This window comes from Sphingomonas sp. IC-11, from assembly GCF_021043365.1.
Taxonomy (GTDB): domain Bacteria; phylum Pseudomonadota; class Alphaproteobacteria; order Sphingomonadales; family Sphingomonadaceae; genus Sphingomonas.
Map to the genome: position 1 here is coordinate 1,070,195 of NZ_JAJNDU010000001.1, position 19,367 is coordinate 1,089,561.

Genomic DNA, 19,367 nt, shown 5'->3' on the forward strand with positions numbered 1-19,367 from the left:
CCATGCGATCGGTCAGCTACCTTCCCCTCTGCTGCGGTCTGGCCGCGCTCGCCGGTTGCGGCGAGCCAACCGCGCCGCCGGCCAATGCCATCGCCACGCCCGGCAACGAGCAGGCGGCGGCGGTGATCCCGCCGCCTGCCTCGGGCGCCGCGAGCATCGTGACGGACGGCCGCTTGCCGGCGGCGTTCGTCGGCCGCTGGGGGTTGGTGCCGGCCGATTGCACCTCCACGGCGGGTGACGCAAAGGGGCTGATGACGGTCATGCCCGATCGCCTCAGCTTCTACGAATCGCGCGCCACCATCCAAAAGCTGGAGGCCGTCTCGCCTACGCAGCTACGCGCGACGCTCGCCTTCACCGGCGAAGGGCAGGAATGGACGCAGCAGACACCGCTTGTCCTAGAAGAGGATGGCGCGATGCTGACGCGCGAGGCGGACGGCCAGACGCTGCGCTACACCCGGTGCCCAGCCTGATGGCTGAGCAAAGCTGGATCCTCACCTTCTCGTGCCAGGACCGCGCGGGGATCGTCGCGGCGGTCACCGGTCGCCTTGCCGAGGCCGGCGGGTTCATCCTCGATAGCCAGCAATATGCCGATCTCGATACCGCGCGCTTCTTCATGCGGCTGGTCTTCACCGGTCCCGATCTGCGCGAGAGCCTCAATGAGGTGGCACAGGGCTTCGGTTTCGACTGGACGTTGGTGCCGGCCAATTACCGCCCCAAGGTGGTGATCGCCTGTTCCACCACCTCGCACTGCCTGAACGACCTGCTGCACCGCTGGTCGATCGGTGCGCTGCCGATCGATCCGGTCGCCGTCGTCTCCAATCACGAAACGCTGCGTGGTCTTGCCGAATGGCACGGGTTGCCGTTCCACCACCTGCCGGTCTCCGCCGCGAACCGCGCGGAGCAGGAGCGGCAGATCGTTGATCTGTTCAATGCCACCGGCGCCGAACTGATGGTGCTCGCCCGCTACATGCAGGTGCTCTCGCCCAATCTCGTCGCCGCACTCGCCGGCCGCTGCGTCAACATCCACCACAGCTTCCTGCCCAGCTTCAAGGGCGCGAAACCTTATCATCAGGCGCATGCCCGCGGGGTGAAGCTGATCGGCGCTACCGCCCATTTCGTCACTACCGACCTCGACGAGGGGCCGATCATCGAACAGGCCGCCGAGCGCGTCGACCATCGCGCCACTGTGGACGAGCTGATCGCGATCGGCCGCGATATCGAGGCGCAGGTTCTCGCGCGCGCCGTGCGCTGGATCGCCGAGCGGCGCGTCCTCGCCAATGGTGCGCGCACCGTCGTCTTCCGTTAAGGCCCTACCCATGACTGACCAGTTTGATCTCACCGACGACCAGCGCGAGATTCAGGATCTCGCGCGCCGCTTCACCGCGGATCGCATCACGCCGTTCGCCGCCGAATGGGACGAAAAGCACATCTTCCCGCGCGACACGATCAAGGCGGCGGCCGAGCTCGGCTTCGCGGCGATCTACGTCAGCGAGGAAAGCGGCGGCATCAACCTCGGTCGGCTCGAGGCGGCGCTGATCATGGAGGCGATGGCCTATGGCTGCCCCGCCACCAGCGCGTTCATCTCGATCCATAACATGGCGTCGTGGATGATCGACCGCTTCGCCTCGGACGATCTCAAGGGCCGCTATCTCCCCAGCCTCGTCACCATGGACAAGATGGCGAGCTATTGCCTGACGGAGCCCGGCTCCGGATCGGACGCGGCGGCGCTCAAGACCAGCGCGCGGCTTGAGGGCGATCATTACATTGTCAATGGATCGAAGCAGTTCATCTCCGGCGCCGGGGAGAACGAGGTCTATGTGACGATGGTGCGCACCGGCGCTGAGGGGCCCAAGGGCATTTCCTGCCTCGTCATCGACAAGGACACGGACGGCGTCTCCTTTGGCGCGAACGAGCGCAAGCTCGGCTGGCATGCACAGCCGACGCGCCAGGTATTGTTCGATAACGTGAAGGTGCCGGTGGCAAACCGGGTCGGGCAGGAAGGCGAGGGCTTCCGCTTCGCCATGATGGGCCTCGACGGTGGCCGCCTCAACATCGGCGCCTGCTCGCTTGGTGGGGCGCAGCGCTGCCTCGACGAGGCGATCGCCTACACGAAGGACCGCCAGCAGTTCGGCAAGCCGATCGCCGACTTCCAGAACACCCAGTTCACGCTCGCCGACATGGATACCGAGCTTCAGGCCGCGCGCTACCTGCTCTACGTCGCCGCGGCGAAGGTGACGGCCAACGCGCCGGACAAGACGCGCTTTGCCGCGATGGCGAAGCGGCTGGCGACCGACACCGGGTCGTCGGTGGTCGATCGCGCGCTGCAGCTCCACGGCGGCTACGGCTATCTGATGGATTACCCGATCGAACGCTTCTGGCGCGACCTGCGCGTCCATTCGATCCTTGAAGGCACGAACCAGGTGATGCGGATGATCGTCGGCCGCGAACTGACGCGCCAGTAACTGTCCTACACGCGGCTCGTGTGAGAGAAGATAGGATCGCCTGCGAAACGAACGTCTTTATCTTCTCTCTCACACGCACAAGTTTCGGGAATTTTGCGGATGACCAGTGACGTTCTGACCTTTGTCGACGGCCCGATCGGCCGCATCCGGCTGAACCGCCCGAAGGCGATCCACGCGCTCACCACCCCGATGTGCGTCGCCGTGCTCGACGCACTTGAGGCATGGCGCGCCGACGATGCGGTCCGGGCGATCATCATCGACCATGCAGAGGGGCGTGGCTTCTGCGCGGGCGGTGACATTCGCATGCTGGCCGACAGCGGTGCCAAGGACGGGGCGGAGGCGCGCCAGTTCTTCCACACCGAATACCGCATGAACCACCGGCTGTTCACCTACGCCAAGGACACGGTGGCCTTCATGGACGGCATCACCATGGGCGGCGGCGTCGGCATCTCGCAGCCGTGCCGCTATCGCGTGGCGACCGAGAACACGAAGTTCGCCATGCCCGAGACCGGCATCGGCCTGTTCCCGGATGTCGGCGGCGGCTGGTATCTTTCCCGCCTGCCGGGGCGGATCGGGCAATATCTCGCCCTGACCGGCCACCGACTCGACGGCGCGGAGACGTTCGCGCTGGGGCTGGCAACGCATTACCTGCCGGCCGATCAGGTCGATGAGGCCAAGCGCCGCATCGCTGCCGCTCCCACCGCGATCGCCGCGACGCTGGACGCCCTCTCCGCCGAGCCCGGTCCGGCCGCGCTGCTCGACAAGCGCGCCCAAATCGACCGGCTGTTCGCGTCGGACAAGCTCGAGGACATCTACGCCGCGCTGGAAGCCGACGGCGGTGAGTTCGCCGCCGCGACGCTCGCGACGCTCAGGACCAAGTCGCCACAGACGATGAAGGTCAGCCTCAAGCTGCTGCACGACGGCAAGGGAATGGCGACTTTCGCCGACGAGATGCGCCAGGAATATGCCGTCGGCGCCCGGGTCGTTCAGCGCCACGACTTCCTCGAAGGCGTGCGCGCGGTGATCGTCGACAAGGACAATGCGCCCAAGTGGGAACCGGCGACGCCCGAAGGCGTCAGCGATCATGTGATTGACCAGATCTTCGCGCCGCTGCCCGGCGCCGAGGCATGGACGCCGCACGATTGACCAATGAACCCAGCGCCGCCGGCGGTGCCGCGGCGAGGGAAGGGGAGAGACCGATGACCGAATATGCCAACATCCTCGTCGAGCAGCGCGGTGCCGTCACGCTCGTCACACTCAACCGCCCGCAGTCGCTGAACGCGCTCAACAGCGATGTGCTTGCCGATCTGTCTTCGGCGTTCGGCGCCTATGACAAGGACGGCAGCCAGCGCTGCCTCGTGCTCACCGGCTCGGGCGAGAAGGCGTTCGCCGCGGGGGCGGACATCAAGCAGATGGCCGACATGGCCGCGGCCGATTTCTTCCTGCAGGATTTCTTCGCCGGCTGGCAGACAGGCGTCGTGGCGACGCGCAAGCCGTGGATCGCGGCGGTGAACGGCTTCGCGCTGGGCGGCGGCTGTGAGCTCGCGATGATGGCGGACTTCATCTACGCCGCGGACACCGCGAAGTTTGGCCAGCCCGAGATCAAGCTCGGCGTCGCGCCGGGCATGGGCGGCTCGCAGCGGCTGACCCGCGCGATCGGCAAGGCCAAGGCGATGGAGATGTGCCTCACTGGCCGGATGATGGATGCCGCCGAAGCGGAGCGCTCGGGCCTCGTCGCCAAGGTCGTGCCGCTCGCCTCGCTCCTTGAAGAGACGCTCAAGACTGCCGAACTCATTGCCTCGATGCCGCCGATGGCCGCGATGGTGAACAAGGAGATGGTCAACGCCGCGTTCGAAACGAACCTCGCGCAGGGAATCCTGACCGAGCGTCGCCTGTTCCAGATCCTGACCGCGACGGAGGACAAGGCCGAGGGCATGGCCGCCTTCATCGAGAAGCGCCAGGGCGTCTGGAAGGGTCGGTAAATCAGGCAATCAGCCCCTCTCCTTCAGGGGAGGGGTCGGGGTGGGGCCTGTCTGCTGGGCGGTCCTTTTGATCGTAGTCTTGGTGAGACTGAGACACCCCACCCCTAACCTTTCCTCTGAAGGAGAGGGACTTCGAGATCTGGAGAGTTTGGCATGGCACGCGTCGCATTCATCGGACTGGGCAACATGGGCGGCGGCATGGCCGCAAACCTCGCCAAGGCGGGGCATGACGTGCGAGCCTTCGACCTCAGCACGGAAGCGCTGGAGCGGGCGAAGAAGGCGGGGTGCTTGCCGGCGAGTAGCGCTGCCGAAGCTGTGGAGGGTGCGGAGGCAGTCATTACCATGTTGCCGGCCGGGACGCATGTCGCGGCCGTCTATGCGGATGCGGTGTTCCCCAACGCCGCCCCCTCAACGATCCTGATCGACTGTTCGACCATTGACGTCGCTACCACACGGCAGCTGGCGCAGGATGCAACGGCCAAGGGTCTCGAAGCGGTCGATGCCCCGGTTTCGGGCGGCATCGCTGCGGCTAATGCAGGTGCGCTGACCTTCATGGTTGGCGGTACCGAAAGCGGCTTCAGCCGGGCACAGCCCTATCTCGAAGCGATGGGCAAGGCGGTTATCCATGCTGGTGCCAGCGGCGCGGGGCAGGCCGTGAAGATGTGCAACAATCTGATCCTGGGGGCGACGATGATCGCCACCTGCGAAGGGCTCGCCCTGGCGGAGAAGCTCGGGCTGGACCCGCAGGTCTTTTATGACATCGCCAGCAAGGCCACGGCACAGAGTTGGTCGCTGAACACCTATTGCCCGTTGCCTGGTGTTGGTCCCGAAAGCCCCGCCGATCGCAATTACGAGGGCGGCTTTGCCGCGGCGTTGATGCTGAAGGACCTTCGGCTCGCCATGGCAGCGGCGGGAGAGGCCGGCGCTGACCTGCCGATGGGAACGCGCGCAACCGAACTTTACAGCGCCTTCAACGACGCCGGTCATGGCTCGACCGACTTCTCCGGCATCATCAAGACCTTTCAGGGTACGGCATGAGCGTCGCGTTTCGCCGGGAGAGCGACGAGGAACATCTCGAGCCTCGGTTCGAGTTGCCGTTGCCGGCCGGCCCCAATCTGGTCACGCCCCGCGGCCAGGCGCTGATCGCAGAGCGCATCGCCGCGCTGGAGGCTGAGCAGAACGGCGCCGAAGAGGGGCGCCGGGAAGAGATCGCGCGCGAGCTCAGATACTGGAATACGCGTCGGATTACGGCGATCCCGGCTCCACCTGCCCCGGATGACGAAGTGGCGTTCGGCTCACGAGTGCGGTTCCGCCTCAATGGTGCGGAGCGAGAAATTGCCATCGTCGGTGATGACGAGGCGGATCCCGCGGCTGGGCTAGTTGCCTTTTCGGCCCCGCTCGCGCGCGCCATGATGGGTGCGGGTGAGGGCGAACTGGTCGACTTCAATGGTCGCGCCAACGCCATCGAGATCCTTGCCGTCAGCCCGATCTGAAAAGCTGCTGGTGACGATCGGCCTCCAGCGGACGCCCGGTAAACGTCACCTGCGCAAGGCGCCAGGCGCTGTCGGGCCCACAAGGCCATAAATCTTCCCGCGACGGGGTTGGAGCCGGCGGCGCTACCCCGTGAACTTCGACGTGGATCAGGCGTCCGGTTTCACGCATCAGTATGGTGGCGCCGGGAAACCGCTGATCCAGGGCTTCGTAAAGCGCGCGTGCATCGCTCGCGACCTCTGGGGCATCAAGCGAGCGCGGGGCACCGTCGATCAGTTCCGCCGCGGCCGAGCGCATCGCCTTCCATCCGTCGTTGATGATATCCACGGATATAAGCGCCGCGGCAACAGCGTCCGCCCACCACCAGCCAAGGCCAAGCCCGATCACGCCGGCGAGCCCAGCGGCGCCGGTCAGCCAGTTCGCCTTGTTCATCATCGCATTGGTGTGAAGAAGCTTGTCGTCGAGCGCGCGTGCGAGCGGGAGCAGCTTGGCCCCGATCACCATTGGCGGGATCAGCGCGAACAGTTGAGCGGCCAGCATCAGCCAGCCCAGCCAGATATCGCGTCCGAACAGCTGGACCGAGGCGACAGTTGCATGCTCTTCCATCACCAGAGTCATGGCGGCGTTGATCAGCAGCAAGACGCCGACTGCTGCCAGGGCGACCGCTGCGACGAAGAAGCCAAGTCCGTTTGCCCGGGTGAAGCCGAATGGAAAACGGGCGCTTCGTGGTCGCTGCTCCAGGTGTGACGCGGCTAGAAAGGCGATCGGCGGAACGAAGCCGAGCATGTCCTCAATCCACGCCGTCTTCATCGTTTGGCTTTGGCCCATCACCAAACCCATCACGATCACGACTGCGGCAAACCAAACCAGTTGATGCCAGTTAAGCCGCTTGGCGCGATGTAGCGCGGCGGCAGGATCATGGGAGGAGCTCATGAGCGCGCCCCGCTTACCTGTCGGCTGAGGCGCTCAACCTGCATGATCCAGCGGTTCTCACCGTTTTTCATCAGCGCCCGCCACTCAATCCTCTGCTTCCCGGCTCCTTCGATCGAAAGCGCAGGCCCTGGTGCAACAAGCTTCTTCCAAGGCGAATCCTTCGCCATGGGCGCTAATATGAGATCGAGCCGCCCGGCGTTCAGATCGACAATCAGCGGCTCGAGCGCCGCTCTGCGGATCGAGATGCGCGCGCCGTTGTGCCCCGCCAACTCTGCCACCAGACTTTGAGCTTGTGGCGCAACGGGTTCCCCGTTGATGCCGATATGCAAGATACGGCTTTGGCGAAGTCGATCGCTGGTACGATCCGGATCTCGAGGCAGGGCGTCACATGCCGCGAGCGAAAGGAGCAACAATCCGGCGATCCGTTTTTTCATTTCGCTAGCTAAACGTCGCGCTCGTCTGCCCCGTTCCCGCGGCACCAATTCGGGCGTTTCGACGTTCTACGGTCGTCAGCAATGATCGGGAGTATCAGCGTGAGCATCTTTGGCGCGATCAAGAAGGCCATCTTTGGGGACCGGGGCCCACTAGGTGGCCAGTTCTCCGGGAAACCCGCGCCTCAGGCGGCGCCAGCCCCGGGTGCCACGCCAAAGCCGGTGCCGACGCCTTCCGCCCCGACGCCTGCTGCGCAGCCAGCGTCGCCCGCACCTTCTCAAGCGACGGCAGCGCCGGCCACCCCCGTGGATGTGGAGAAGGTGCTGTCTGACCTCGCCGCCAAACACGAGGGGCCGACGCTGAACTGGCGTACCTCGATTGTCGATCTGATGAAGCTGCTGGGTATCGACTCGAGCCTCGCGAACCGCAAGGAACTGGCCACCGAACTCGGCTACACCGGTGCCAAGGATGGCTCGGCTGAGATGAACATCTGGCTCCACAAGGCAGTAATGCGTGAGTTGGAGAAGAATGGCGGCATCGTTCCAGCAACCATGAAGGACTAGGCCTTACTTTGAAGACAGGCGTGCCGCGGCATAAGCCGGTGGCATGAAGCGCTGCGGTAGCGTCGAGCCCATCTCGCCGCTATCCGCCTGCGCATGAATGCACCGAACCGATTGCGGCTGGACGGGGCCGCCCTTGTTGAGAACTGGCAATCGCTGGCACGGATGAGTGGTCGCGCTTCATGCGGCGCGGCGGTGAAGGCTGATGGTTACGGCCTCGGCGCCGCAGAAGTGGTGCGCCGTCTCGCGAATGCGGGCTGCCGGGACTTTTTCGTCGCAACCTGGGCAGAGGCTGCGGCTCTTGCTCGAGCCGACGTGTCAGTGTCGGTGCTTCACGGCGCGCGATCCGCGGACATGGTCCTCGCGAAGAGCGTGCCGGCAAGGCCGGTTCTGAGCACGAGTGCGCAGATCAAGCGCTGGCGCGAAGCCGGTATGGGCGCGTGCGACGTGATGGTGGACACCGGCATGAACCGGTTGGGAGTATCCACGGACGAGATTGCTTCCGGCTTGCTGGACGGGCTCCATGTGGAAACGCTGATGAGTCATCTCGCTTCGGCGGAGGAGCAGGCTGACCCCATCAACGAGCGCCAGCGCGCGGGTTTGCAGGCCATCGCTGATCGCTCAAATGCAAGACGGATCAGCTTGGCAAATTCCGCAGGGATCACTTTGGGCAAAGACTATGCCTTTGATCTCACGCGCCCCGGCATCGCCCTGTACGGTGGCGTGCCTTGCGCGGCTCTGGCGGGCGTGATCCGCCCCGTTGCGACGATCGAGGCAGAAGTGCTGCAACGCCGTGCGGTCCCGGCGGGTGGGCGTGTCGGATACAATCTCACCTGGGTCGCTGAGCGAGACAGCGTCGTAGCGGTTCTGAACCTCGGCTATGCCGACGGCTATCGACGAGCCTTCTCCAGCCGCGGAACAGCGTTCCTGGAAGGCGTCGCTGTTCCAGTCATTGGCCGCGTCTCGATGGATCTGACGGCAGTGGATGTCACTGGCCTCGACGTCGGTGAAGGCGACTGGATCTCCTTCGACTCCGACCTTCCTCATGCGTCGGCTGTATCGGAGGTGTCGCAGTATGAGCTGCTGACCGGCCTTGGTCGACGTTTCGACCGGATCTGGGTCTGATCAGGGAAGGGTAGCCAGCCAGTGGCGCAGCGGTTCCCAAAGCTGCTCTCTGGCGCGGCTCCCGACGACCATACCCACATGTCCAGCACCCAACTCTCGGCGATTGCTAAGGCCGATCGCCGTCGCGGCCGGTACGATCCGGTCGGCAAGGGAGACGAACTCGATAGCGGGGCACGGCAGGGTTTCAGGATCGATCGACTTGCCCGCGACATGCCAGTTCCCTAAACCGGGTGCGTCCGCCAGGATCAGTTGCTCAAACAGTTCCGCACCGGCCGCATAAGTGAGCGGGGCGCCACTGTTCGCCCAATCTTCCATCGCAACAAACATCGCGGCCTCGTCACCCGACATTGTCGCAAACGCCTCGAATTTGGCGATCGTTCGCGCCGGATCGAGTTTCCAGAAGCCAGTCTGGAGTACCTCGATCGGGACAAGCCCTAGTTGCTCGCAGCCGGGCTGCGCAGCTTCCCAGAGCGAAGCAATGTCCCCGCGCGTGTCACCATATCCATTAAAGTGCCAAGGTGCGGCGATTACGGCCGTGCCCGCACAGGCCCCCGATACCGCCGCGGCAATGCTCATCGTGCCGCCAAGGCAATAGCCGACAAGCACCGGCGGAGTATCGAAGCGTCGCATCAGCGGGATCAGAACCCGCTCGATATGACCGCTGATGTCGAGGTCGCGATCCGTCGGTTGTGCCTCTCCCCAATCAAGTAGCCAGGCATGGTAGCCCTGCTGTGCGATCCACCGCATCAGAGATCGCCCTGGCATCAGGTCGAGGATGAAGGGTGGGTTGATCAGCGATGGTACAAAAAGCACCGGGCGCCCTGTGCCGCCATAATCCCGCAGGCGCGCGTGGCCCTGCCGCTTGACCGCTCTGGCCATTCGCCTCTTCGTACGGGGCGCTTCCTGATAGCGGCGCAGACCGGCGAGCGCACTACTCATTCTGGATGGGGATGCTGCAGTTTCGTTGCGCAGCATGTCGAGGAACAGGGGTAGTGGCCTTGGGCCGTGTTGCGGTGCCATAACAGATGCTGTAGCGCAGTAAGAAGTCATGAGCGGGGCATCGCGATGAAGAAGCAGCACAGCGGAGAGGGCGCGATCATCATCAAGAAATACGCCAACCGCCGACTCTACAATACCGAAAGCTCGTCATACATCACCCTTGAGCATCTCGCCGCGATGACCCGCGAAGGACGCGAGTTCAAGGTCGTTGATGCCAAAACTGACGAGGATATAACCCACAACATCCTTACCCAAATCATCATGGAAGAGGAGGGACGTGGGGAACAGCCGATGCTGCCGGTGAATTTCCTGCGGCAGCTGATCGCCATGTATGGCGATTCGATGCAGGCCATGGTGCCCGGTTATCTGGAGGCGTCCATGGACAGCTTCCGTCGCAACCAGGCCCAATTCAAATCCGCCGTTGAGGGCGCTTTCGCCGGCTCGCCTTTTGCCGAGATGGCGAAGCGCAACATGGCGATGTTTGAAGCCGCAACCAGCGCTTTCAAGCCGGCCACGCCTCCGCCCGTAGCCAACAAGGATGACGAGATCGCCGCGCTGAAGGCGGAACTCGCTAGGCTGCAGGACAAGGTTGACAAGCTGGTTGGCTGATCAACCTGGTACGTCATCCCATTATCGGTGGCCGTCCCGCTTACCGTCACTTCCGTTAGTTCCCAAAGATCAGGCGCGCATCGCCACCAGCGGCTTCTCGTCGCTGCGCAGGGTGAGCACTTCCACGCCGCCGCTTGTGACCGCCACGGTATGTTCGAACTGTGCTGATAGTTTACGGTCGGTCGTCACCACGGTCCATCCGTCATCCTGAGTGGAAACCTTTCGGCTTCCCTGATTGATCATGGGCTCGATCGTGAAGGTCATGCCCTCGCGCAGCATCGGTCCCGTACCCGGCCGGCCGAAGTTCAGCACCTGCGGCTCTTCATGCATTTTGCGGCCGATGCCATGCCCGCAAAACTCTCGGACCACCGAATAGCCGTTCTTCTTGGCATGGCGTTCGATCGCGGCGCCGACGTCTCCCAGGCGAGCGCCCGGACGAACCTGTCTGATGCCCTTCCACATGGCTTCCTGCGCTACGCGCACCAAACGCCGGGCCGCCGGCGACGTTTGGCCAACCAGATACGTCTTGCTGGAATCAGCGATGAAGCCGTTCTTTTCCAGCGTGATGTCCAGGTTGATGATGTCCCCCTCGCGAATGATCTCGTTCGCATCGGGGACACCGTGGCAAACCACATGGTTGATCGAGCAATTCAGGACATAGGCAAAACCATACTGTCCCTTGCTCGCAGGCCGGGCTTGCAGGTCGATGGTGATGAACCGCTCAACAAGATCATTGACCTGTAGCGTCGACATGCCTGCAAGCTGCTGTTGATCCAGCATCTCAAAGACGGATGCCAGCAGCCTGCCAGATTCCCGCATCAGGTCGAGCTCGTCGGCGGTTTTCACCATGATTGATCGTTCTCTTACTTTGGCTTCACGAACTTCAGGGTGAACCGATCGCTTTCACCGACCGCGGCGTATTTGGCCCGGTCCACGTCCTTCAACGCGAAGGTGGGTGGCAGGGTCCAGACACCGCCGGGGTGATCGTGAGTATCCTTGGGGTTGGCATTCACCTCGCTCTCGCCCGCCAGCTTGAATCCCGCTGCCTCGGCCAGCCGCACGACGGTCGACCGCTTGATATAGCCGCTCTTCTTTTCGAGTGCGGAATCCATGGATTCCGGCAGGCGATGATCGACAACGCCCAACGTGCCGCCCGCCTTCAACATCGCGTAGAATGCGGCAAAGGTACGCCCGGCGACCGCCGGATCGTCGTTCATCAGCAGGTTATGGACGTTGCGGAAGGTCAGCACCACGTCCGCACTGCCTGCCGGAACGGTGCTGGTGCCGTTCGCACCGTCAACGGTCGCAACAGTAGTAGCGCCGAACCAGGCCTGTTTGTCGGCTAGCATCTTCTCCGTGCTGGCGACCCCGCGCGCACTGACCAGGGCCACGTAGCGTCCCTTACCCTTGGCCAAGGGCGCCAGGATTTCCGTATACCAGCCCCCGCCGGGGCTGAACTCCACCACCGTGTCGGTCGGCTTCACTCCGAAAAACGACAGTGTTTCTGCGGGATGGCGGTACTCATCCCGCTGCCGGTTGACGTCGCTGCGTTGCGGGTTCTGAACGGCCGCCCGGACCTCGGCGGAGATCGGCGCATGCTGATGGGCCGCATGTTGTGCCGTGGCTGCCGCGGCGCTCGCAAGCAAGATGGTCGCAATGCCGATAGTGCGCATTATCTCTCTCCCTGGGGCAAGTTCATTGGCGTCGGTTTGGAGGCAGAAGAATGGCAACGCAAGCGGTGCTGCTCGGGGCGGCGGCATCCTGCGCAGTCGCAGCAGCAGGGGCGGCATGGGGGGACAGCCGACGGACGCGCCGGCACGATCCGGATGCGGTCGGCCTGGTCGATTGGCGGACCTTGCAGTTGATCGCGATCGCGGCAGCGCTCGTGCTCGGGGCACTCGCGATCCGCGCCTGAAATTGCATCCGTTTTGAATGCTCTAGCGACTTCATTCCTGCGGCTTCCGCTATCCAAGGCGTCAAGGAACGCAGGCGGGGGCGACAATGTTGAGCATGGCATCACGCGCCATCGAGCGGGCGAGGATCTGGCGATGGCAGCGCGACCCGTTCCGCAGCATGGCGCTGCGGCGTTGGTTCTGCGAACGACACCGGATCGACGTTGGCCTGTACAGCTACGGCTGCTTCGATCAGTGGCGGATGCCGGGCCCGCTGATCGTCGGCCGTTACTGTTCCATCGCCAAGACGGTCCGTTCCGCGCCGATCAACCACCCTCTGGAGGCGATCACCACCCATCCTGCTTTGTATGAGCGCAAGTTCGGCGTGGTGGATGCCGACATCCACTATGATGATCCCCAGGTGATCGAGGACGACGTGTGGATCGGGCACCACGCGATCATCCTACCCGGCTGCCGACGGATCGGCCGCGGAAGCGTCATCGGGGCGGGCGCAATCGTCACCCGTGATGTTCCTCGCTACGCTGTGGTCGTCGGCAACCCGGCGCGGGTTGTGCGGGAGCGCTTCCCGCGCGACGTGCAGGCGGCACTTGAGCAAAGCCGCTGGTGGGAACTCGACCTTACCGACCTGCGTGCCTTGGTGCAGGACAATCCCGCGCTGATCTTCCATCCCACCAGTGGAATGCTGCGTGCATGGACTGGCCTCGCTGCGGCCGCGTAACGCTTATGGTCGAGGTCAGCGTCATCGTGCCGCACTACAATGATCTACAGGGCCTGGATCGTTGTCTCGCGGCTCTAACCGCACAATCGTTGCCGCGCGATCGTTACGAGATTGTCGTGGCGGACAACATGAGTCCCCGGGGTGAAGCCGCGGTGCGCGAAGTGATCGGACAGCGCGCGCAGCTGGTGTTGGCGCGTGAAAAGGGCGCAGGGCCAGCGCGCAACGCCGCCACTCCGGTGGCGCAGGGCCGATTGTTCGCTTTCACGGACTCCGATTGTGTGCCTGATTCTGGATGGCTCGCTGCCGGAGTGGCCGCCTTGGAAGCTTACGACATCGTCGGAGGGGCGATGTCATTGTTGTTCAGCGGCCGCGAGAAATCGGGCGCCGAAGCCTATGAGGCGGTCTTTGCATTCAATAACCGCCGCTATGTGGAGCGCGAGGGCTTTTCCGTTACGGCAAACCTGTTCTGCCGGCGCGAAGTCTATTCCGCAACAGGGCCATTTCATGTCGGCATGTCCGAGGACCGGGATTGGTGCCTGCGAGCTCGTGCGCTTGGTTTTCGGCTCGGCTATGCGCCCGCTGCACGGGTCGCGCACCCTGCGCGGAGTGACTGGCGCGCACTGCATGCAAAATGGCACCGCCTCAACGCGGAGCTTTATGCCAACACGCTGATGACGCCACGCGGCCGGCTCCGCTGGCTTGCATCGACCGCAGCGATGCCGCTCTCGATCCTCGCCCACCTTCCGCGGGTACTGACGAGCCCTGCACTTGCCGGCACCGTTGAGCGGCGGCGCGGTGCCGCGACCTTGGCGCGCTTGCGATTGTGGCGGTTCGCCGATGGAATGTTGCGGTTGGTGGGAGCGCGCGCTTGACTCAAGTTGTCGTCTGTATCGTCTCCTTTCGCGATCCGCCGCTAATTGCGCATTGTCTCGCCGCCCTCGCACAATCGACGTTCACCGATTTCGAGGTGGTCATTTGCGAGAATGGCGGAGATGACGCGCGACAACGGCTTGCCGCAACGCTGCCGAACCGGCTGCCCGCCGGCCAGCCGATTGCGTTGCTCGAACAGGCCGCAAACCTCGGCTATGCCGGTGGCGTGAATGCGTGCCTGGCCGCGCGCCCGGATGCTGATTTCTGGTGGGTTCTAAACCCCGATACCCGAGCTGATCCAGAGGCGCTGGAGGCGCTGGTTGAGCGACTTCAGCGCGGCGACTGTGAAGCAGCGGGCGGAGTGCTCTACCACCCAAACGGCCGAGTGCAGGCCTATGGCGGGCGCTGGAACACCTGGTGCGCGCGCGCAGAGTCCATCGGCTTCGGCGCTCCTGTGACCGCGCCCGTGGATCCGCGCTTTGTCGAAAGCCGCATGAACTACCTGCTCGGTGCGTGCATGTTGATTGGGCGTTCCTTCGTGGCCACGGCCGGCCTGATGCGGGATGATTACTTCCTCTATGCGGAGGAGATTGAATGGTGTCTTCGAGCTCAGGCTAAGGGTTTGCGACTTGGCTTTGCCCCCGGCGCGCGTGTCTGTCATGGGCAGGGGGGCACTACGGGATCAGCCACGAGTTTACGAGCGCGGCCGCCCCTACCGATCTACCTGGACGAGCGTAACAAGCTCCACGTCATCAGGGACACGGCGCCGTTCCGCCTCCTTGTAGCCGCACCAATGGCCTTCATCTTGGCTTGCGCGCGCTTTGCTCGGCGCGGGGCGATGCGGCAGTGGAAGCATGCAATGGCAGGCTGGTGGGCGGGCGTCTGCAACCGTCGGGGCGCTCCTACTTGGCTGCAGTGAGGGCAGTGTTCTCTGGTGGCACGCTCCCATTTTCGATCTGCGACTTTGCGTACCAATTGGTACGGAAAGCTGTTGACGCCGCTTCGGCTGTTCAATATACCGGTTGGTACACAAGGCGGTGACGCAAAGCGACATCTAGCCTGACGTCAGTCAACCAATGAACAGCGCATAGGCGAGCCTCTCTGCTCCCGCCTTGGTCATCCGGTGCGAACAACAGAAGGGGAAGCAGCATGGCTTACATGGCTTTTGACACGCTGGCCGCGAGCCTTCCGCCAAGCGGCGCTGCCTGTCTGCGTGTGGAGCCAATTACAACCGCAGCTGATCAGGCCAACGCTGTCACTTCGCCGCTGAGTGCGCTTGAATGGTCGGTAGTGGCGCTTGCCCGCAATGATAGCCTGTCGTCACTGCGACAGCCCGGCAGACTGTCGATGGCGATGGCCACGATCTTCCGCCAGAGCAATCCGCGGCTCGCAGACCCCAAGCTCGAAGCGCTTCGCCGAATGGCAGTGCTCGCGTGGCACCACAGCTTTCAGGTGCCGGCCAGTGAGTTGCGCGCCTTCTTCGAAGCCGGCTTCACGGTTGGCCATTACGAAACCATGATGGAGAGCATATCGGCGTCGCTGACGCGCGATCGTGGCGGTCGCCGCGGCCGTTGATCGCCTCGACCGTTCACGAGCGTTGTTCCATTCCCCTGGTGTTAGGCTCAACGCCGCTCGGGCGAACTCGGGTGTTCGCTGATCACTCGCCAAAAGAAGCCCGTGAGCGCTAAAACGCAGATCGTGCATCGTGATCGTTCAGCGCTTCGGCTTGTCGCAAGGTCGAGCCGACGTCGGCAGTGCTGCTGAGATTTGCGGTCGCCCAAGCGGCAGCAGCATCAGAATATCTCGGCAATAACGCTGCTTGAGCACCAAGGGTCGGAACGCGCAGGCGTCGCGCATCGTTGACAGGCCATTCACCAGGAGGATGAGATGGCCGAGACGATCGACCCGGCGCGCGCAGATGATGCGCCGCTCTCCACTTCGAAACATCACAGTGCGGCAATTGACGCCGCTACTCGCAATGTCGGTTCGCCGGACACCGGTGATCCAGATCAATTGATCGGCCGCACGGTCACTATCAACCGACCTCGGGGCGACTTATATGCCTTTTGGCGCGACTTCACCAATCTGCCCAGCTTCATGGACAATGTCGAGCGTATCGACTTGCTCGACGACCGCCGATCACATTGGACCGTAAAAGGTCCGGGAGGATCGCACGTGGAGTGGATCGCGGCGATCACGGAGGAGAGCGACGGCGAGTATATCGCCTGGGCATCGGAAGAAGGCGCGGAGGTCCCCAACAGTGGCCGCATCGAATTTCGTGACGCACAGGCGGGACGGGGGACAATCGTTACCGCGACGATCCTTTACGATCCGCCGGCGGGGATCATCGGCAAGGTCATCGCCAAGATGTTCCAGCGGGAGCCCGCAATCCAGGCGCGACGTGACCTGCGACGCTTCAAGCAGCTCATGGAAACCGGCGAAGTGGCCACCGGCGCGCGCAATCGCCGCCTTCTGGAAGAGGGGAAGAACTGATGCGAGCGCTTACCTGGCATGGCAAGCACGACGTGCGCGTCGATACGGTGGATGACCCTGAGATCCTCAACCCGCGCGACGCCATCATCAAGATTACGTCGACCGCCATCTGTGGATCGGATCTTCACCTCTACGACGGCTACATCCCAACCATGCAGTCCGGCGACATCCTCGGCCACGAATTCATGGGTGAAGTGGTGGAGGTCGGCGCCAAATCAACGCTGAAGAAGGGGCAGCGCGTTGTTGTTCCCTTCACCATTTCATGCGGTGGCTGCTATCATTGCGGGAAGCACCAATATTCCGCCTGTGAGAATGGTCTGCCGGCGGAAAACCAGGATATCGCGCAGACCTTATATGGCCATCCAATGGCTGGTCTGTTCGGGTATAGCCACATGACGGGCGGCTATTCGGGCGGGCAGGCCGAATACGTCCGCGTCCCGTTCAGCGATGTCGGGCCCATCGTCGTTCCCGATGGAGTTGAAGACGAAAAGGTCCTGTTCCTCTCGGACATCCTGCCCACCGGCTGGATGGCAGCCGAAAACGCCGAGATCGAACCTGGTGATACCGTGGCCGTCTGGGGCTGCGGGCCAGTTGGCCTGTTCGCGGTTCAATCCGCGTTCCTGATGGGTGCCGAGCGCGTAATTGCGATCGATCACTTTCCGCGTCGTCTGGAGCTCGCCCGCAAGTTCGGGGCGGAGACCATAAACTTCGAGGAGAGCGCGACTTACGAGGCGTTGATGGAGATGACAGGCGGCATCGGGCCGGATGCGTGCATCGATGCGGTCGGCCTCGAGGCACACGGCTTCTTCGTCGACAACGTCATCGATCAGATCAAGGCCTCTACCTTCCTCGGAACTGACAGGCCCCACTCCATTCGTCAGGCGATCCTTGCCTGTCGGAAGGGCGGGCGCGTGTCGATGCCGGCCGTTTATGGTGGCTTCGTGGACAAGTTTCCGCTCGGCGCATTCATGCAGAAGGGCCTCACGCTCAAAACCGGACAGACCCATGTGCAGCATTATCTGCCCGGACTGCTGAACGCGATCATGGAAGAGAAGATCGATACCACTTTCCTGATCAGCCACACGCTGCCGCTGGAAAACGCCCCGGACGGCTATCGCATTTTCCATGACAAGCAGAACGAAGTGACCAAGGTCGTGCTGAAACCCGGCCTCGAGCGCGTCGAACTCGATATTTGAGGAGAGACGAAATGGCTGGAAAGCTCGGCATCGTGACTGGTGCCTCCACCGGCATCGGCTTTGAATTAGCGACAATTGCTGCGCGGGAGGGATACGACCTTATCGTCGTTGCGGACGAGCCGCTGATCGAAGCTGCCGCCCGTGACTTCGAACAATTCGGTACACAGATCGAGGCGGTTGAGGCGGACCTCTCCACGATTGACGGCGTGGATAAGGTGCTTGCGGCAGCCGGCGATCGCCGCATCGATCTGGTATGCGCCAATGCCGGGATCAGCAAAGGCGGGCCGTTCCTGGACGAGAGCGTTGTTGACTGGCGACGATCTATCGACACCAACGTCACCGGTACCGTCTACCTGCTCCAGAAGGCGCTGCGCGACATGGTGGCCCGAAACTCCGGCAAGGTGCTGGTGACGGGTTCGATCGTCGGCTACATTCCCGGCAGTTTCAACGCGATCTACAACGCGACCAAGGCGTTCATTGACAACTTCACTGAAGCTCTGCGCAACGAGTTGAAGGACGTCGATGGGGTCACGTTGACGACGCTTATGCCCGGCGCCACCGAGACGGAGTTCTTTGCGCGTGCCGACATGCTCGACACGTCGGTTGGACAGAGCAAGAAAGCTGATCCCGAGAAAGTGGCCAAGGATGGCTGGGACGCGCTGATGGCAGGCAAGGGCCATATCGTATCCGGCTTGACCAACAAGCTCCAGGTGCTGGCATCTGGCGTCGTGCCGCAGGCCGCCTTAGCGGAGCTACACCGCGGAATGGCGGAGCCCGGGAGCGGCAAGGCGGACAAGGAAGAATAGGGTCCGTATCGAGGGCGCGCTCGGCCTCGAGCCGGCGCGTCGCGGATGCGACTGCCTGCCAGTCAGAGGGCGTCTATACGTTCGTCCAGCCGGGCCAGCATCGCCGTGACCAGCCGCTCATCGATCGACGGCCATCCACCGAAATCGAGTGCCACTCGCCGCGAAGCGCTGAACGCGCTGAAGCTCGAGAGGAGAAGGAGCGCTTCCAGCTTGTCCTGCTCCTCTGCCGCGCCGCGCCCCCGGGTGGCCGCGACCAGCGCGGCGACCAAAGAAAGCCCGGGCTCCCACAAGTCCCGGTAAAGTAGCTCATGTGCCAGGCCGGTTCCGTTCATCTCGCGGATCATGAACGTCAGCCAGCCCTCATTCCCCGTTGTGTCGAGCAGCATGGCGGCCAGTATCGCCATTACCCGCCGCAGGGCGCCGCGCGCAGCCGCCGGCGTCGTGGGCATCGTCAGGTCGCTCTTGATCGCGTCGACACGCATCCGCTCGCGATATTGTTCGACGACGTGCTCGGCGCAGGCGCGGTAAAGGCCTTCCTTGCCGCCGAAGTGATAGGCGATGGCGGGCAGCGCAACGCCAGTCCGCGCTGCGATGTCGCGAGTGCTTGTCGCTTCGAAACCATCGCTGCCGAACAGGGCAAGGGCAGCATCGATTAGGCGCTGCCGCGTTTCCGCGCTGCTGCGATACGGCCCGCGAGGGCTGCTTTTCCGAGAAGCCGATCCATCCGTCACGCACGGCGCATAGAAGATGCCGGGCTTGCGGAACAGCCTGCGCCGGC

At 63.4% G+C, this 19,367-nt stretch carries 24 protein-coding genes; 18 read left to right on the forward strand and 6 right to left on the reverse strand.

From position 1 onward, the window contains the following. Positions 1–2 precede the first annotated feature (2 nt). From LQ954_RS05140 to LQ954_RS05170, 7 genes are all read left to right on the forward strand, one after another. Entirely contained in the window at positions 3–470 is a 468-nt protein-coding gene (locus tag LQ954_RS05140) for a hypothetical protein (RefSeq protein ID WP_231022233.1), read from the forward strand. Continuing rightward, on the forward strand, positions 470–1,306 hold the full coding sequence (gene purU / locus LQ954_RS05145) for a formyltetrahydrofolate deformylase (RefSeq protein ID WP_231022234.1): 837 nt from the start codon (positions 470–472) through the stop codon (positions 1,304–1,306). The genes LQ954_RS05140 and purU overlap by 1 nt, the downstream gene beginning before the upstream one ends. Before the next feature lie 10 nt (positions 1,307–1,316). Beyond that, positions 1,317–2,462, forward strand: coding sequence for an acyl-CoA dehydrogenase family protein (locus tag LQ954_RS05150; RefSeq protein WP_231022235.1), 1,146 nt, complete (start codon positions 1,317–1,319; stop codon positions 2,460–2,462). A 99-nt stretch (positions 2,463–2,561) separates the two neighbouring features. Continuing rightward, on the forward strand, positions 2,562–3,608 hold the full coding sequence (locus LQ954_RS05155) for an enoyl-CoA hydratase/isomerase family protein (protein ID WP_231022236.1): 1,047 nt from the start codon (positions 2,562–2,564) through the stop codon (positions 3,606–3,608). Between the two features lie 53 nt (positions 3,609–3,661). Further along, positions 3,662–4,444, forward strand: a complete 783-nt coding sequence (locus tag LQ954_RS05160; protein ID WP_227770534.1) for an enoyl-CoA hydratase-related protein — start codon at positions 3,662–3,664, stop codon at positions 4,442–4,444. Between the two features lie 153 nt (positions 4,445–4,597). Further along, positions 4,598–5,482 carry a 3-hydroxyisobutyrate dehydrogenase gene (gene mmsB, locus LQ954_RS05165; protein WP_231022237.1) on the forward strand — a complete coding sequence of 295 codons (885 nt, stop codon included), beginning with the start codon at positions 4,598–4,600 and terminating at the stop codon, positions 5,480–5,482. Next, a complete protein-coding gene (locus LQ954_RS05170) occupies positions 5,479–5,937 on the forward strand; it encodes a GreA/GreB family elongation factor (RefSeq protein ID WP_231022238.1) in 459 nt (152 codons plus the stop codon). Before mmsB ends, LQ954_RS05170 begins: the two co-directional genes overlap by 4 nt. Here the strand turns inward: LQ954_RS05170 and LQ954_RS05175 are convergent. Both LQ954_RS05175 and LQ954_RS05180 read right to left on the reverse strand, forming a co-directional pair. After that, complete coding sequence (locus LQ954_RS05175; protein ID WP_231022239.1) at positions 5,924–6,868, reverse strand: cation transporter; 945 nt, start codon at positions 6,866–6,868, stop codon at positions 5,924–5,926. The genes LQ954_RS05170 and LQ954_RS05175 overlap by 14 nt on opposite strands. After that, entirely contained in the window at positions 6,865–7,302 is a 438-nt protein-coding gene (locus LQ954_RS05180) for a hypothetical protein (protein WP_231022240.1), read from the reverse strand. The genes LQ954_RS05175 and LQ954_RS05180 overlap by 4 nt, the downstream gene beginning before the upstream one ends. 99 nt (positions 7,303–7,401) lie before the next feature. On the opposite strand from LQ954_RS05180, the gene LQ954_RS05185 reads away from it, so the two are divergent. Together LQ954_RS05185 and alr are read left to right on the forward strand one after the other, a co-directional pair. After that, a complete protein-coding gene (locus LQ954_RS05185; protein ID WP_231022241.1) occupies positions 7,402–7,863 on the forward strand; it encodes a DUF3597 domain-containing protein in 462 nt (153 codons plus the stop codon). Between the two features lie 93 nt (positions 7,864–7,956). Continuing rightward, on the forward strand, positions 7,957–8,985 hold the full coding sequence (alr, locus tag LQ954_RS05190; protein WP_231022242.1) for an alanine racemase: 1,029 nt from the start codon (positions 7,957–7,959) through the stop codon (positions 8,983–8,985). On the opposite strand, the gene LQ954_RS05195 is transcribed toward alr, so the two are convergent. After that, positions 8,986–9,924: an alpha/beta fold hydrolase gene (locus tag LQ954_RS05195; RefSeq protein WP_231022243.1), complete on the reverse strand. Its 939-nt coding sequence runs from the start codon at positions 9,922–9,924 to the stop codon at positions 8,986–8,988. A 126-nt stretch (positions 9,925–10,050) separates the two neighbouring features. Between LQ954_RS05195 and phaR the strand changes: the two genes are divergently transcribed. Continuing rightward, positions 10,051–10,593: a polyhydroxyalkanoate synthesis repressor PhaR gene (gene phaR, locus LQ954_RS05200; RefSeq protein ID WP_231022244.1), complete on the forward strand. Its 543-nt coding sequence runs from the start codon at positions 10,051–10,053 to the stop codon at positions 10,591–10,593. 69 nt (positions 10,594–10,662) lie between these two features. Here the strand turns inward: phaR and map are convergent, their stop codons facing one another. Beyond that, a complete protein-coding gene (gene map / locus LQ954_RS05205) occupies positions 10,663–11,442 on the reverse strand; it encodes a type I methionyl aminopeptidase (protein ID WP_231022245.1) in 780 nt (259 codons plus the stop codon). A gap of 14 nt (positions 11,443–11,456) precedes the next feature. After that, positions 11,457–12,266, reverse strand: a complete 810-nt coding sequence (locus LQ954_RS05210) for a class I SAM-dependent methyltransferase (protein ID WP_231022246.1) — start codon at positions 12,264–12,266, stop codon at positions 11,457–11,459. Positions 12,267–12,316: 50 nt separating this feature from the next. Between LQ954_RS05210 and LQ954_RS05215 the strand changes: the two genes are divergently transcribed. The 8 genes from LQ954_RS05215 to LQ954_RS05250 all read left to right on the forward strand — a co-directional run bounded on the left by LQ954_RS05215 (position 12,317) and on the right by LQ954_RS05250 (position 18,589). After that, entirely contained in the window at positions 12,317–12,508 is a 192-nt protein-coding gene (locus LQ954_RS05215) for a hypothetical protein (RefSeq protein WP_231022247.1), read from the forward strand. A gap of 95 nt (positions 12,509–12,603) precedes the next feature. Then, complete coding sequence (locus tag LQ954_RS16220; protein WP_321576530.1) at positions 12,604–13,224, forward strand: CatB-related O-acetyltransferase; 621 nt, start codon at positions 12,604–12,606, stop codon at positions 13,222–13,224. Beyond that, the gene (locus LQ954_RS05225) at positions 13,197–14,096 is read left to right on the forward strand and encodes a glycosyltransferase family 2 protein (RefSeq protein WP_231022248.1); all 900 of its coding nucleotides are present in this window, start codon (positions 13,197–13,199) and stop codon (positions 14,094–14,096) included. Before LQ954_RS16220 ends, LQ954_RS05225 begins: the two co-directional genes overlap by 28 nt. Continuing rightward, positions 14,093–15,013, forward strand: coding sequence for a glycosyltransferase family 2 protein (locus LQ954_RS05230; RefSeq protein ID WP_231022249.1), 921 nt, complete (start codon positions 14,093–14,095; stop codon positions 15,011–15,013). Before LQ954_RS05225 ends, LQ954_RS05230 begins: the two co-directional genes overlap by 4 nt. A gap of 230 nt (positions 15,014–15,243) precedes the next feature. Then, a complete protein-coding gene (locus tag LQ954_RS05235) occupies positions 15,244–15,669 on the forward strand; it encodes a hypothetical protein (RefSeq protein WP_231022250.1) in 426 nt (141 codons plus the stop codon). Positions 15,670–15,981: 312 nt separating this feature from the next. Next, positions 15,982–16,587, forward strand: coding sequence for an SRPBCC family protein (locus LQ954_RS05240; RefSeq protein WP_231022251.1), 606 nt, complete (start codon positions 15,982–15,984; stop codon positions 16,585–16,587). Further along, a complete protein-coding gene (locus LQ954_RS05245; RefSeq protein WP_227770520.1) occupies positions 16,587–17,783 on the forward strand; it encodes a zinc-dependent alcohol dehydrogenase in 1,197 nt (398 codons plus the stop codon). Before LQ954_RS05240 ends, LQ954_RS05245 begins: the two co-directional genes overlap by 1 nt. A gap of 11 nt (positions 17,784–17,794) precedes the next feature. Beyond that, a complete protein-coding gene (locus LQ954_RS05250; protein ID WP_227770519.1) occupies positions 17,795–18,589 on the forward strand; it encodes an SDR family NAD(P)-dependent oxidoreductase in 795 nt (264 codons plus the stop codon). A gap of 62 nt (positions 18,590–18,651) precedes the next feature. Here LQ954_RS05250 and LQ954_RS05255 read toward each other — a convergent pair whose 3' ends face one another. Next, positions 18,652–19,320, reverse strand: a complete 669-nt coding sequence (locus LQ954_RS05255) for a CerR family C-terminal domain-containing protein (RefSeq protein ID WP_231022252.1) — start codon at positions 19,318–19,320, stop codon at positions 18,652–18,654. Positions 19,321–19,367: the final 47 nt, after the last annotated feature.

Excerpts from the sequence above, each read along its gene's own strand:
- LQ954_RS05175 (WP_231022239.1), bottom strand. The coding sequence starts at position 6,868 with ATGAGCTCCTCCCATGATCCTGCCGCCGCGCTACATCGCGCCAAGCGG.
- LQ954_RS05240 (WP_231022251.1), top strand. The coding sequence starts at position 15,982 with ATGGCCGAGACGATCGACCCGGCGCGCGCAGATGATGCGCCGCTCTCC.
- map (WP_231022245.1), bottom strand. The coding sequence starts at position 11,442 with ATGGTGAAAACCGCCGACGAGCTCGACCTGATGCGGGAATCTGGCAGG.
- LQ954_RS05250 (WP_227770519.1), top strand. The coding sequence starts at position 17,795 with ATGGCTGGAAAGCTCGGCATCGTGACTGGTGCCTCCACCGGCATCGGC.
- LQ954_RS05155 (WP_231022236.1), top strand. The coding sequence starts at position 2,562 with ATGACCAGTGACGTTCTGACCTTTGTCGACGGCCCGATCGGCCGCATC.
- purU (WP_231022234.1), top strand. The coding sequence starts at position 470 with ATGGCTGAGCAAAGCTGGATCCTCACCTTCTCGTGCCAGGACCGCGCG.
- mmsB (WP_231022237.1), top strand. The coding sequence starts at position 4,598 with ATGGCACGCGTCGCATTCATCGGACTGGGCAACATGGGCGGCGGCATG.
- LQ954_RS05225 (WP_231022248.1), top strand. The coding sequence starts at position 13,197 with ATGGACTGGCCTCGCTGCGGCCGCGTAACGCTTATGGTCGAGGTCAGC.
- LQ954_RS16220 (WP_321576530.1), top strand. The coding sequence starts at position 12,604 with ATGGCATCACGCGCCATCGAGCGGGCGAGGATCTGGCGATGGCAGCGC.
- phaR (WP_231022244.1), top strand. The coding sequence starts at position 10,051 with ATGAAGAAGCAGCACAGCGGAGAGGGCGCGATCATCATCAAGAAATAC.
- LQ954_RS05210 (WP_231022246.1), bottom strand. The coding sequence starts at position 12,266 with ATGCGCACTATCGGCATTGCGACCATCTTGCTTGCGAGCGCCGCGGCA.
- LQ954_RS05160 (WP_227770534.1), top strand. The coding sequence starts at position 3,662 with ATGACCGAATATGCCAACATCCTCGTCGAGCAGCGCGGTGCCGTCACG.
- LQ954_RS05245 (WP_227770520.1), top strand. The coding sequence starts at position 16,587 with ATGCGAGCGCTTACCTGGCATGGCAAGCACGACGTGCGCGTCGATACG.
- LQ954_RS05180 (WP_231022240.1), bottom strand. The coding sequence starts at position 7,302 with ATGAAAAAACGGATCGCCGGATTGTTGCTCCTTTCGCTCGCGGCATGT.
- LQ954_RS05215 (WP_231022247.1), top strand. The coding sequence starts at position 12,317 with ATGGCAACGCAAGCGGTGCTGCTCGGGGCGGCGGCATCCTGCGCAGTC.
- LQ954_RS05140 (WP_231022233.1), top strand. The coding sequence starts at position 3 with ATGCGATCGGTCAGCTACCTTCCCCTCTGCTGCGGTCTGGCCGCGCTC.
- LQ954_RS05170 (WP_231022238.1), top strand. The coding sequence starts at position 5,479 with ATGAGCGTCGCGTTTCGCCGGGAGAGCGACGAGGAACATCTCGAGCCT.
- LQ954_RS05235 (WP_231022250.1), top strand. The coding sequence starts at position 15,244 with ATGGCTTACATGGCTTTTGACACGCTGGCCGCGAGCCTTCCGCCAAGC.
- alr (WP_231022242.1), top strand. The coding sequence starts at position 7,957 with ATGAATGCACCGAACCGATTGCGGCTGGACGGGGCCGCCCTTGTTGAG.
- LQ954_RS05150 (WP_231022235.1), top strand. The coding sequence starts at position 1,317 with ATGACTGACCAGTTTGATCTCACCGACGACCAGCGCGAGATTCAGGAT.
- LQ954_RS05195 (WP_231022243.1), bottom strand. The coding sequence starts at position 9,924 with ATGAGTAGTGCGCTCGCCGGTCTGCGCCGCTATCAGGAAGCGCCCCGT.